The 13,333-nt window shown below is 67.9% G+C and carries 9 protein-coding genes; 2 read left to right on the top strand and 7 right to left on the bottom strand.

Features of this window, described 5'->3' with window-relative positions:
• Positions 1-1,980: helicase-related protein (locus RMP08_RS10800; RefSeq protein ID WP_310469006.1), on the bottom strand; the 1,980-nt coding region annotated here is incomplete at its 3' end.
• Between the two features lie 45 nt (positions 1,981-2,025).
• Between RMP08_RS10800 and RMP08_RS10805 the strand changes: the two genes are divergently transcribed.
• Positions 2,026-3,501: a M23 family metallopeptidase gene (locus tag RMP08_RS10805; RefSeq protein WP_310469007.1), complete on the top strand. Its 1,476-nt coding sequence runs from the start codon at positions 2,026-2,028 to the stop codon at positions 3,499-3,501.
• A 63-nt stretch (positions 3,502-3,564) separates the two neighbouring features.
• Here RMP08_RS10805 and RMP08_RS10810 read toward each other — a convergent pair whose 3' ends face one another.
• Positions 3,565-6,228, bottom strand: coding sequence for a calcium-binding protein (locus RMP08_RS10810; protein WP_310469008.1), 2,664 nt, complete (start codon positions 6,226-6,228; stop codon positions 3,565-3,567).
• Positions 6,229-6,405: 177 nt separating this feature from the next.
• Between RMP08_RS10810 and RMP08_RS10815 the strand changes: the two genes are divergently transcribed.
• A complete protein-coding gene (locus tag RMP08_RS10815; protein WP_310469009.1) occupies positions 6,406-7,677 on the top strand; it encodes a sugar-transfer associated ATP-grasp domain-containing protein in 1,272 nt (423 codons plus the stop codon).
• A gap of 5 nt (positions 7,678-7,682) precedes the next feature.
• Here the strand turns inward: RMP08_RS10815 and RMP08_RS10820 are convergent, their stop codons facing one another.
• The 5 genes from RMP08_RS10820 to RMP08_RS10840 all read right to left on the bottom strand — a co-directional run bounded on the left by RMP08_RS10820 (position 7,683) and on the right by RMP08_RS10840 (position 13,322).
• Positions 7,683-8,690, bottom strand: a complete 1,008-nt coding sequence (locus RMP08_RS10820; RefSeq protein WP_310469010.1) for a DUF2279 domain-containing protein — start codon at positions 8,688-8,690, stop codon at positions 7,683-7,685.
• Between the two features lie 56 nt (positions 8,691-8,746).
• Positions 8,747-9,835 carry a metallophosphoesterase gene (locus RMP08_RS10825; protein WP_310469011.1) on the bottom strand — a complete coding sequence of 363 codons (1,089 nt, stop codon included), beginning with the start codon at positions 9,833-9,835 and terminating at the stop codon, positions 8,747-8,749.
• Positions 9,836-9,898: 63 nt separating this feature from the next.
• Positions 9,899-11,584, bottom strand: a complete 1,686-nt coding sequence (locus tag RMP08_RS10830; protein ID WP_310469012.1) for a helicase HerA domain-containing protein — start codon at positions 11,582-11,584, stop codon at positions 9,899-9,901.
• A 65-nt stretch (positions 11,585-11,649) separates the two neighbouring features.
• Entirely contained in the window at positions 11,650-12,417 is a 768-nt protein-coding gene (locus RMP08_RS10835) for a TIGR02186 family protein (RefSeq protein ID WP_310469013.1), read from the bottom strand.
• Positions 12,414-13,322, bottom strand: a complete 909-nt coding sequence (locus tag RMP08_RS10840) for a sulfite exporter TauE/SafE family protein (protein WP_310469014.1) — start codon at positions 13,320-13,322, stop codon at positions 12,414-12,416. Before RMP08_RS10840 ends, RMP08_RS10835 begins: the two co-directional genes overlap by 4 nt.
• Positions 13,323-13,333: the final 11 nt, after the last annotated feature.

Here is a 13,333-nt window from a genome sequence, read left to right on the forward strand (position 1 = left end):
CCCGCCGGAATCGGCGAGCATCGCCGCCAGCGCGCGCACCCCGGGCGTGCTCGCAGGGTCGGAGGCGGCGGCGGCGATCGTCTTGAGCGTCCCCAGATGGCGCGCGATCTCGCCCTCGAGCCACGCCTCGAGCCGGGCGCGCAGGGCGGCGCGCAGCGGGGCGGCGAGGCGGTCGAGCGCACGCGCGGTGCGCAATGCCGGCTCGAGCAGCGAACGGCCCGGCGCGAGTCGCGCCAGCACATGCCCCTGCCAGCCGACCGCGATCCCGCGCTCGTCCTCGGCAATCAACTCGAACGCGCTGTCGGGCGCTTCCAACAAGGCCTTGGCGCGGCGGTCGAGCTCGTCGCCGAGGCGGCGCTCGGCGGCGGCGAGCAGCAGGCGCTTGTCGGCCAGCCGCGCCATCGGGTCGACCTTGAAATCGAACCCGGCGAGGTGCCCGATCGGCTCCGGCCCGACGCTGACCTCGCCGTCGGCGGCGACCGTCACCGGCAGCGCGTCGGCGCCGCGCGCGCCGATGTCGCGCACCAGCACCGCGGTGCGGCGGTCGACGAAGCGCTGGGTCAGCCGCTCGTGCAATGCGTCCGACAGCCGCGCCTCAACCTCGCGCGTGCGCTCGGCCCATTTGGCGGGGTCGGCGAGCCAGTCCGAGCGGTGCGCGATATAGGCCCAGCTGCGCACCCCCGCGAGGCGGTCGGCGAGCGCCTCGATGTCGCCCGCGACATTGTCCAGCCGGGTGACCTCGGCGGCGAACCATTCGTGCGGCACATGCCCACCCTCGGCGATGTAGCTGAACAGCCGCCGCACCATCCGCGCATGGTGCATCGGGCCCACTTTGCGGAAATCGGGCAGCCCGCACACCGCCCACAGCCGTTTGGCCTGCAAGCCGCGCTTGGCGGAAATTGCGGGGTCCTCGGCGATCAGCTTAAGCACGGCGAGGTCGATCGCCAGCGGGGCGGCGCGCAGCAGCGGGTCGTCGCTCTTCGCCTCGAGGCTGGCGATGAGCGACCGGACATCGGTGAAATCGAGCGCGGGGTTGCGCCAGTAGAGAAAATCGAGCGGGCGGAAGCGGTGCTCCTCAATCGCGTTGATCTCTTCATCGCTGAACGCGGTCTCGCCCGCTCCGCCGAGGCCGAGCGTGCCAAAGCTGCCGTCGCGCTGGTGGCGCCCGGCGCGCCCCGCGATCTGCGCCATTTCGGAGATCGAAAGGCGGCGGTCGCGGCGGCCGTCGAACTTTTCCAGTCCGGCAAACGCAACATGGCTGACATCCATGTTGAGGCCCATGCCGATGGCGTCGGTGGCGACCAGATAATCGACCTCCCCGCGCTGGAACATCGCGACCTGGGCGTTGCGCGTGGCCGGCGACAGCGCCCCCATCACCACCGCCGCGCCGCCGCGGAACCGCCGCAGCATCTCGGCCAAAGCGTAAACCTGCTCGGCGGAGAAGGCGACCACGGCCGAGCGCGGCGGCAGCCGCGACAGCTTGGTCCCCCCGGCGTAGCGCAACGTCGAAAACCGCGGCCGGCTGACGATCTCGGCATGCGGCAGCAATTGCCGGATCATCGGCTTGAGCGTGTCCGAGCCGAGGATCAGCGTCTCCTCGCGGCCCCGCGCGCGCAGCAGGCGGTCGGTGAACACATGCCCGCGCTCGAGGTCGATGCCCAATTGCGCCTCGTCGATCGCCGCGAACGCGAAATCGCGGTCGGAGTCTTCACGCGCGTCGGGGACCGGCATGCTCTCGGCGGTGCACAAAAAATAACGCGCTTGCGGAGGCACGATGCGCTCCTCGCCGGTCAGCAATGCGACCTGCTTGGCGCCCTTGATCGCGACCACGCGGTCGTACACCTCGCGCGCCAGCAGCCGCAGCGGGAAGCCGATCACCCCCGAGGAGTGCGCGCACATCCGCTCGATCGCGAGATAGGTCTTGCCGGTGTTGGTCGGCCCCAGGATCGCCCGAACCGGTGCTTCGTCGCGCCGCGCCATGGTTTGAATGTGGCAGCGCGGGGGCGAAGCGCAAGGGCAATTCGCTTGGCGCTTAAGGCGCTTTTAACCCTGTTCGCCGACAAGGACCCGATGTTCCACGCGCGCGAAGATTGGTCGGCCGGGGCGGCAGCGGTGGTGCCGCTGGCGCCGGCGTTCGGCCGCCGCCGCGCGCCGTTCGCTTTGGCGGTCGATCTCGCCGAGGACATGTTCACTCGGCGCTGGTGGCGCGGAGCGGCGACATTGGCCGCCTTGCTCGCCGCCGCCGGCCTGCTCGCGCCGGGCTTCGAGCCGCTTCCGAGCGCCAGCCCGCACATCGCCGAAAGCGAGGCCGCCCAGGCCGAGGCGCTGGGAATCTCCCCGCTCGGCCGCGGCGGTCGCACCGGGCTGCAGATGGCGCCGGGCGCGGCGGTCGAGCCGCTCGGCTTCGCCCCCGAGCGCGCGACCATCCAGATGTTCATGAAGCTCGGCCCACGCGATTCGCTCGGCGCGCTGCTCGCCCGCGCCGGCACGGCCGTCGGCGATGCCCGCGCCGCCGATGCGCTGGTGCGCTCGGCCGCCGCGCGGCTGCCGGTCGGCACCGCGGTCGACGTCACCCTCGGGCGGCGGATCAACGGCGGTGCCCGCCCGCTTGAGCATCTCTCGTTGCGCGCCGGCCTCGCCCTGCGCGTCGCGGTCGAGCGCGGCCCCGCCGGCCTGCGCCTGGTCCGCCACCCGATCGCCATCGACACCACCCCGCTGCGCGTGCGCGGCAAGGTCGGCGCCGGTTTCTACTGGTCGCTGCGCGCCGCCGGCGTGTCGCCTTCGACGGCGGCCGATTTCCTCCGCGCGATCGGCTCCCGGCTCGATGTCGGCGGCGACGTCGCGCCCGGTGACCGCTTCGACCTGATCATCGCCAACCGCCGCGCGGCGAGCGGAGAAAGCGAGGCCGGGCCCTTGCTCTACGCCGCGCTCGACCGCGCCTCGGGCGACGACGTGCAATTGATGAAATGGACGCTCGCCGGGCGCACCGCCTGGCTCGACGCCAACGCCGATGCGCAGCCTTCGGCCGATGCGATGATGTCCCCGGTGCCGGGGCCGGTCACCTCGGGCTTCGGGATGCGCCGCCACCCGATCCTGCGCTTCGCCCGGATGCACCGCGGGGTCGATTTCGGCGCCGGTTGGGGCACGCCGATCGTCGCCGCCGCCGATGGCGTGGTCAGCCGCGCCGGCTGGGCCGGGGGCTATGGCCGCCAGGTCCGCATCGCCCACGGCGGCGGCCTCACCACATCCTATTCACACATGAGCCGGATGGCGGCCGACCCGGGCAGCATCGTGCGCCAGGGTCAGGTGATCGGTTTTGTTGGTTCATCCGGCCTGTCGACCGGCCCGCACCTCCATTACGAAGTCCTGCGTGGCGGCGTGGCGGTCAATCCGCTGTCGGTCCGCTTCGCCGCCGCCCGCGCCGCGCTCGACGGCCCGGCGCGAGACGCCTTCAAGGCGCGGCTGAAGGCGCTGCTCGCGGTGGGAACGAAGAGGGGCTGACGAAGCAGGGTCGGACCGGCAATCTTGGCGCGCGAACGACCAGAGCCCCGCTCTCCGCTGGCCTCACAAGATGATATCGTTCCCGGACGAAAAACTGTCGCCGAGAACGTCGATGCGCATATCGGCGCCGCCGCCATTCACGTCGAAATAGAGCTGCGTGTAAGTGCCGTCCCAGACCGCCCAGGCTTCGCCGGCCGCGCCCGAGGGGAGCGCGACCCAGTTGAACGACTGATTGCCGGCGACGCCGGTATTGGCGTCGATGTCCCAGACGTCGATAAAGTCTGTTTGGGTCACGAGATCCAAGATCACGTCCCAGCTCGCCGTGGTCGAGTCGACGATGTAATTGTAATCGAACTGGTCCGATCCGCTGCCGCCGGTGAGCTGGTCCGCACCGCTGTAGCCCCACAGGATATCGTTGCCGCCGGCACCGTTGAGGACGTCGTTTCCGCTATTGGCGTACAACGTATTGTTGCTGGCGTTGCCGGTGACTGTGCCGCCTACAATCGCCAACGCGCCGATCTCGACGTTATCCGGCAGAGTGTAAGTGAAAACCTGGATCTGGACCGTATCAATGCCCTCGCCGGCATTTTCCACGATTTGAAGCGAGCCGTTGGTCTCGATCGTATACCGATCGTCGCCGGCCCCGCCGTAGGCCACGTTTGTGCCGACTAAGTCATAGAATTCGTCGTTGCCCGCACCTCCGTGCATCACGTCGTTGCCGTCGTTGCCGCGCAAATCATCGTCACCCGCGCCGCCGTCGAGTGTGTCGTTGCCCCCGTTTCCCGACAGATCATCGTTGCCGTCGCCCCCGTAGAGCGTGTCGTTCCCGCCGCCACCTTCAAGGGTATTCGTGGTGCTGTTGCCGGTGAGCGTCAGTCCAGTGCCAAGGGCGACCACTCCGTACTCGACATTGTCCCCGAGCGTGTATCCGTTGACGGAAACGTGAACGGTGTCGAATCCGGCATCGGCCTCTTCCGAAACGACGTCCCCGACGCTGTTCACATAGTAGGTGTCGTTGCCGGACAGGCCGTACATGGTGTCGTCACCCGCGCCGCCGTTGAGAATGTCGTCGCCTCCCGAAAAACTCAAGGTCGCACTCGGCGCGCCGTGCAGTATATCGTTGCCCGATCCTCCCTCGAGCGTGTTGTTCTCGGGAGGGTCGTAGAATCCTTCGCCGCCGGCAAACAGCTCGTCATTGCCGCCGCCGCCGACCAGATGGTCGTCGCCTGCCTCCCCCAAAAGCAGGTCGTTCCCAGCTCCACCCGTGAGAAGGTTGCCAAGGGCGTTGCCCGTGAGCGTTCCACCGGTCGCCCGGGCAACCGTGCCGTTCTCGATGAAATCGCCCAGGGTGTAGGATGCCAGATAGGACAACACCGTGTCGGTCCCCTCGGCATAGGCTTCCGTCACGACATCACCCGCCGAATCGACGACGTAGGTGTCATCGGCCACACCCCCAGTCATCTGATCGTCGCCCGCGCCACCGTTGAGGACGTCATTGCCGCCGCCGCCGTCGAGGATGTTCGCCCCGCTGTTGCCGGTCAGGCTGTTGGCCAGAGCGTTGCCGGTGCCATTGATCGCCGCGCTGCCGGTCAGGACCAGGTTTTCCAGGTCGGATCCGAGCGTCCTGGTGATGGAACTGCGGACGAGGTCGGTGCCCGCGCCGGCGACTTCGAACGTCGCATCGCCGACGTGATCGACGACATAGGTGTCATTGCCTTGGCCGCCAATCAGTGTGTCGGCCCCCGCTCCACCATCGAGTATGTCGTTACCGCCGCGTCCTTCTAATGTATTGGTGCCGGCATTGCCGAGGATGTGCTGGGAAAAATCGTTACCGGTGAGGTTGATCGCGCCTGTTCCGGCGGTGTTTGTCGTGGTCAAGATCTCGATCTGAGCCGCTGCCGCAAGAGCGTAACTCACCGATGTGAGAATGCGATCGGAGCCGCCGCCGGCGCCCTCGGTCACGACATCGCCGGCCTGGTCGACGTAATACCAGTCGTTCCCACCATAGCCGATCATTGTATCGGCCCCGCCACCGCCGTTCAGTATGTTGGCGCCGGCGTTACCGGTCAGCGTCTGGGCGAAGTTGTTGCCTGTAAGATTGATGGCGGTCGTTGCCGCGGCAACCACCGCGCTGAGGGTTTCGATCTGGGTCGACGAGTTCAGCGCATAGCTGACGGTCGCGAACACACGGTCGATGCCCCCGCCGGCAGCTTCGGTGACAACGTCGCCGGCGGTATCGACATAGTAAATGTCATTACCACCGAACCCGACCAGCGTGTCCGCGCCGCCTCCGCCATTCAACGTGTTCGCACCGGCATTGCCGTGGATCGTCTGGACGAACGAATTGCCGTAAAGGTTAAGCGCCGCCGTCCCCGCCGTGTTGGTGGTGGTGAGGATTTCGACATGCGCGCCCGCCGCAAGTGCGTAACTCACAGACGACAGAATTCGATCGGATCCTCCGCCGGCGGCCTCGATCACCGTGTCCGCCGCGGTATCGACGTAAAACCAGTCGTTGCCGGCGCCGCCGTCCATCCTGTCGGCGCCGGTGCCGCCGCTGAGGATGTCGTTGCCCAGGTCCCCGAACAGATAATCGTTGCCACCAAGGCCGTAGATTGTGTCGTCACCCGTGGTGACACCGGTAATGTCGGCATGGCCTGCTGGAACAGTGCGGCCATCTCCGGCGCGGTGGATGAAATCATTGCCGCTGGTACCGTTGACAACTGGCATCACAACCCTCCCCGAGGGGGTATAGCCCACTGATCTTTTGATGTTTTCGTTGGCCCCCGCTCGGTCAGCCTAAGCTCTCACCAGATAGAGTCAATGTTCGGCCACCAAGCAGTGATGTCCGCTTTCCACCCGTAGCGGACCATTGCGGACGGCCGGAGCACCTGCCAGAATCGGCGCATGGCGAAGGATCCCCGCGGCCCGTTTCGATTGCGCGGAAAATCCTCCTATTGGATCGCCGGCCTGCCCGTCGCGCGGCGCAACAAGGTGGCCAGGTCGTCCGCCGCGCTCGACCAGCTGCGCCATGAATATGCAGCTTTTTACTGGGCCAGCGACGACCGCGCCGCGCGGCTCAAGGCAATGCTGCTGGCGCCGGCGGCGCTGGTTCGCGATGTCATCCAGTACACCGCGCGCAATGGTCGCCTGACCAGCCAGCGCCTCGGGCGGTCGATCGCCGGCCAGGCTCTCGACCAGTGCCGCGTCTACGCCCGGCACGGCATCCTGCCGCGCTGGTATTATTGCTTCTCGCTGTACGAGCCCGGCGGCGTGGCCCGGGCCCGCAACTATTTGACCCGCGCCGAGACCAAGCCGGCCATTTTCACTTTCCTCAATCGTGGCGCCAAGTCGCGGCTCGGCGACAAGGTCGAGTTCGCCAGGCATTGCGCCAGCCACGGCGTTGCCCACGTGCCGATCGTCGCCGCCGCGCGGGATGGACAAGTCGATTGCGACGCCTCGGCGCTGCCGCCCTGCGACCTGTTCGTCAAACCGATCCGCGGCCGCGGCGGCAAGGGCGCCGAGCGGTGGGCGTGGATCGCCGACGAACGCGGCTATCGCGGCCCCGATGGCGCCGTGATCACCGCCGCCGCCTTCCTCGCCCGGCTCACCGCCGACTCCGCCGAGGCGCCGCGCATGGCCCAGCCGCGCGCCGTCAACCACCCGGACATGGCCGACCTCAGCAACGGCGCGCTGACCACCTTGCGCTTCCTGAGCTGCCTCGACGAGCAGCGCCGGCCGGTGCCGATCGGCGCGGCGCTGAGGATGGCGGTCGGCGCCAACCAGACGGTCGACAATTACCACGCCGGCGGCATCGCCGCGGCGATCGACCTCGACACCGGGACGCTCGGCCGCGCCAGCAACCAGGGCCATGACGTCCGCCTCGGCTGGCTCACCCATCACCCCGACACCAAGGGCCGGATCGAGGGGCGGGCGCTGCCGCTGTGGCCGCAAGTCATGGCGCTGGTCGAGCAGGCGCATCGCGCGTTCGACGATCACATCGTGGTCGGCTGGGACATCGCGATCCTCGCCGATGGGCCGGTGCTGGTCGAGGGCAACACGCTGCCCGACGTCGACATCATGCAGCGCCCGCTCGGCCGCGGCCTCGGCGACACGCGCTTCGTCGAAATGCTCCTCCACCACGTCCGCGCCAAGCGGGAGTCAGCGGGGGATCGCTAGCCCGCTCAGTTGGCGTGGACGTAGGTGTAAGGCGGCTGCCAGTAATCGAGCAGTTGCGAGGTTGCGCGCGCGAAGCGGGTCTTGGGCTTGCGGCCGAACAACAGCTCGTTGAGGTTCAATCCGACCCCCGCGAACAGCTTGCGCTGGAGCCGGTCGCCGCGCTCCTGCTCGCGGTCGGTGAAGCCCTTGCCATAGTAGCCGGCGTGGAGCTCGACGAAGCGCAGCGGGCTCTTCTCGAAGCGCTTGAACCCGCCAAGCTCGAGCGCGAACAGATGGCGCTGCTGGCGGTAATGCTCCTTGCCGGTGAAATTGTAGACGCGGCTGTTGGGGATGATCAGCACGCGGAAGTCGAGCTTGTTTTCCAGCCCGGGGACGGTGTTGCGGATAACGGAAAAACCGGCACCGAGGCTGTTGAACACCAGATCCTGGTAGCCGAAGCCGCCTTTGAACCCGTCGAACACCTCGCTGTACAGCATCAGCCCGCTCGCCAGCAGCGCGCCCGACATCGCGGTGCCGCGGGTGGTGCCGGTCTTCTTGCGGATCCGCGCGCCGATCAGCTCGGACAAGATGTAGGCGTTGTGGGCGTGGACCATCTTGTCCACGCCGAGCACCTCGGTGTCCTTGCCGAACCAGCCTTCGTCGTGGAACGAGAAGCTGTCGACGTGGCCGCGCTTGGCGATTTTGAGCAGATTGACCGCGGTCATGTAGGCGAACGCCGCGCCCATCTCATATTTGATCGATTTGACGTGCGACCCGAACGACAGGCGGCGCTGGTCGTCGAGCGCGGCGGGCTCGCCGGCATCCGCCGCCAGCTCGGCCTCGACCGCCGCCGACGTCAGCGACGCGGGGAGCAGCTCGGCCGGGGCGGGCTCGGCGACGGCCGGCGCGAGATCGAGCTGGGCCAGCTCGAAATCCACGTCGGTCAGCGCCATTTCGGCTTGGGCGGGCGCTGCCGCGACCGCGCAGCTCGCCAACAGCCACAGTGGCAAATGTCGCTTGTTCAACCCGCTCACACTAACTCCTTCGACCTCATGGCTGCTGTCTAAGCGACGCCGTCGGTCGCGGCAAATCACAGCAACGAGGCGCACGGCAGATAGGTCTTGGCGCGCGCCCGCGCCTGCTCGCGCAGCTCGGCGGGGTCGGCGGCGAGCGCGCCCGAGCACGGAGCTTGGTGGTTGCCGCGGCTGCGGATCGGTTCGGGCGGGGTCACGCGCCCGTCGCGGTCGACGAAGCGATAGGCGATGCGGTCCGCCCCGGCATCGACGATGGTGAAGCCGGCGCGGCCGATGAACTGGTGCATTCGCGCCGGCGCGCAGCGCTGCTCGGCCATGCACGCCGGGTGGAACGTCCCGCGCACGTCTTTCTCGCGCTCCTCCGACCCGCCGCCCGAGCAGATGTAGTCGAGTTGCTCGCCTTTGATGTGGTAAAGGCAATGTTTGTGCCCGCACACGTATGCGGTGACGCCGGCCGCGATCAGCGTGGCGTCGAGGTCGTCCATCCACTTGTGCCCGCCGTCGAGCCCGCCGGCGTAAACCGGGTGGTGCCCGAACACCAATTTGGTCGCCGCACATGATGCTTGCAGTGCGTCTTTGAGCCACGCCTTCTGCCGCGCGACATCGACCGCGCGCAACGCCTGCCCGCAGCGGTGGTAGACCTTGTTCTCCTTGCCCTTCCACACCACCGTGTCGATGAAGAACAGATGGACGTCGGGCCGCCCGAAGCGCGCGCCGGGGATGTCGTACCACAGCCACGGCATGTGCCAGCCGCCGTTCCCGGTGCGGTCGAGCTGGGCCCAGATGCTGCCGCCCCAATCATGGTTGCCGGCCACTGCGAACCACGGCAGGCGGCGCAGTTCGGGCGAATAAATGTTCTCGTACGAGGTGCGCCACTGCGGGTCGCGGCTGCTCGACACGCCGAAATCGTAGAAATTGTCGCCGGTGCTGACGATCGCGTCGCACCCCGCTTGCAGCGCCTGCTGGTGCATCCATGCCGCGACATGCTTCTGGTACAGCCGCCCGTCCTTGCCCCAGTCGCCGATCACGAACAGCCGGAGGTCATTGCGGCCGGGCGCGGCGATCGGCCGCGGCAGCGCCGCCGCGCCGAGCAGCAGCGGCGCGGTGCCGATCAGTTCACGGCGAGTTGGCCGCCACAACGTCATATCGATCTCCCGGATGCGGGAGTGACTTAAACGCGCGAAGGTAAAAAACCAGCCTGCGGCGGCTTAGCGCCCGTGGCCGCGCCAGCGCTTGATGGTGCGGTTGATGATGCCTTCCTCGCCGCCGGTCTCGCGCCACAAAGTGGCGAAGCTGGGGTCGGACGAGGCCGGGCGCTTCTCCGGCTCGAGGTCGTCGAAGCGCACCCGAATGGGGATCGCGACGCCTTCGCCGCACACGATGCATTCGCGGTTGCGCAGGGCCGGGATGGCGTCGAGGAAGCCGCGCGCGCCTTCCGGCATCGCGGCGCGCACGCACGCCTGATCTCGGTCGTTGTTGAGGCGCATAGCGATGATCGTGCCGCACTGCGACAGCACGCCTTCGGCCAAATCCGACGGGCGCTGCGTGATCAGGCCGAGCGACACGCCGTATTTGCGGCCTTCCTTGGCGATCCGCTCGAGGATGCGGCGCACCGCCTGGCCCGAGCTGGTCTCGTCCTTGGGCACGTAGCGGTGGGCCTCCTCGCACACCAAGAGCAGCGGGCGCTGCGCCTCGGTCCGCGACCACAAGGCGTAGTCGAACACCATGCGCGCCAGCACCGATACCACCACCGAGGTGATGTCCGACGGCACGCCCGACACGTCGACGATCGAGATTGGCCGGCCGTGGCTCGGCAGGCGGAACAATTTGGCGAGGAAGCTGCCCATCGAATCGGACACCAGCATGCCGGAGAACATGAAATTGTAGCGCGGGTCGGCGCGCAACTCGTCGATCTTGGTCTTCAATCGCTGGAACGGCGCGGTGTCGCCGGCGCGGTCGAGCTTGCCCATCTCGTTGGTGAGGATGGTCGACAAGTCGGTGAGCAAATACGGAATCGGCGAATCGACGGTGACCTTGACCAGCGTTTCGAGGTTCTTGCCCTTGGTGCGCGCCGCGAGCAGGGTCTTGGCGAGGATGTCGCCGTCGCGCTGCCGCTCGGCGCCCGAGGTCGTGAGCAGCACTTCGCAATGCTCCTCGAAGTTCATCAGCCAGTACGGCAATTGCAGGTTGTCGACATTGAATAGCTCGCCGCAATCGTTGAACGCCGCCGAATATTCGCCGTGCGGGTCGATCATCACGATGTGGCCCTCGGGCGACAGCTGCGAGATGCGGTGGAGGATCAAGGCAACCGAGGTCGACTTGCCGGTACCGGTCGAGCCGAGGATGGCGAAATGCTTGGACAACATCTGGTCGACATACAGCGTGCCGCGGATGTCCTCGGTCGGGTAGACCGTGCCGATCTCGATGTGCGGGCTGTTGTCGGCGGCGAACACCGAGCGCAAATCCTCGGTCGTCACCGGCAGCACGTCGCAGCCCGGGATCGGGTAGCGGGTGACGCCGCGGCGAAAATTGGTCATCCGCCCCGCCGAGCCCTTCGAGCCCTCGCCGAGAAAGTCGATGGCGGCGAGGATTTCGCCGGCGTCGCCGATTTTCATGGTGCGCACGTTGGCGATCAGCCAGCTGTCGCCGACCGCCATCTTGACCTGGCTGCCGACCTGGCCGGACATCGACACCGACGGATCGCTGTCGGCCTGCAGCGCGAGCATCGTCGCGGCGTCCATCAGGATTTGCGAGCCCGAGCCGGCAATCTCGGTCACTCGGCCGATCGCGGGCAGCGCCTTGGCCGTCGCCGAGGGGACCCGCGGAACCACGGAATCCTCGCTGAAATTGCTGATTTCCTCGACCAGATTGCGCAGGTTCGGTTGCTCGTCCATGGCCTCAAACGCTCTCACCAGTGATCACTGGCGACCGGCCTACGCGCGAGCCGTTAAAATTTGGCTTAAATCCGCCGCCGGAACACCGCCGCGGCGGCCCAGCCGAGCGCCAGCGACAGCAGCACCGAGGCGAGGCCGTAGAGGATGGCGTGGCGCCGCGCGGCGAGCGCGACGAACCGCTCGAACCCCGATTTGCCGATTTCGATCTCGCGCGTTGCTGCCGCCAGCACCCGGCCGCGGTCGATCAGGAAAGTTTCGGCGGTGTAGGTCCCGACCGGCACCTGGCTGGGGATGGCGATGCGCGCGCGGTACAGCACGCCGCCGCTGATCTCGACCCCGCGCGGATCTTCCGCATACAGCCCGCGGCGCCGGCGCAGGTCGAGCAACCCGGCCTCGAACCGCCGCGCTTTGTCGGGCAGCGCGCCGCCGCCGGGCGACAATTGCAAATTCTGCAGACCCATTTCGTAGATTGACGCGGTGCGCTCGTCGACCAGCTCGGCGAGCGGCCGCGACGAGGCCACCGCGTAGTATGCCGGGGCCGAGCGGAAGCGGCTCGAATCGGCGTTCATCCAGATCCCCGCGATCTTTTGCTTCTCGCGCACCACGATCGGCTCGACCGGCCCCTTGAGGACGACGACGATGTCGGCCGGCCGCGTCGGGACCCGCCCGCCGGGATAGAGGATCGCCCCGAACAGCAGCAGCTGCGCGCCGGTGAAGCTGTAGCGGATCTCGATCCGCCGCGCCGACACATCGGGCACCAGCACCGGCGACGACGCCGCCACCAGCGCCAGCGCGGCGAGCGGCAGCAGCACCAGGCGCGCGGGCCGGCTCACAGATACTCGATCGAAAAAATTTCGTCGGGGCGCCACGCCAGCCCGAGCGCCATGCGCAGCGCGACCAGCAGGATCACCACCGCCAGCCCTAGGCGCAGCAAATCGGGCTTGAGCCGCGTCGTCAGCATCGCGCCATATTGGGCGCCGACCACGCTGCCCAGCAGCAGCAAGGCGGCGAGCACGATGTCGACCGACTGGGTGGTCAGGGCATGGACCATGGTGGTCGCAGCGCTGATCGCGAGGATGATGATCAGGCTGGTGCCGATCACCACCCGCGCCGGCATGCCGAGCATGTAGATCATCGCCGGGATCATGATGAACCCGCCGCCGATGCCGAGCAGCATGGTCAGGATGCCGGCGACGAAGCCGAGCGCGAGCGGGGCCAGTGGCGAGAGGTAGACGCCCGACGTGTAGAACCGCCAGCGCAGCGGCAGCGCCGCGACCCAGCGGTTGTGGCGCGGTCGCTGCGTCCCCTGTTCGGGCGTGATGTAGCCCAGGGCGGTCAGCGCATCGCGCAGCATCAGCCCGCCGATCCAGCCCAGGATCAGCACGTAGAGCGAGCCGATCACGAGGTCGATCTGGCCGCTCGCCTGCAGCGCGCGGAACAGCGCCGCGCCGAACAGTGATCCGATCAGCCCGCCGACGATCATCACCGCGGCGATGTGCAGGTCGACGCCGCCCTTGCGCATGTGCGCCATCCCGCCCGACACGCTGGCGCCGGTGATCTGGGTCGTCGCCGAGGCCACCGCGACGGTCGGCGGGATGCCGTAGAAGATCAGCAGCGGCGTCGTCAGGAAGCCGCCGCCGACCCCGAACATCCCCGACAGCAGCCCGACCACCAGCCCCAGCGCGACAATCAGCAGCGCGTTGACCGACTGGCCGGCGATCGGGAGGTAAATGTCCATGGCTTGCCGCC

Origin of the sequence: Sphingomonas sp. (genome assembly GCF_031426035.1) — a bacterium.
Taxonomy (GTDB): Bacteria; Pseudomonadota; Alphaproteobacteria; order Sphingomonadales; family Sphingomonadaceae; genus Sphingomicrobium.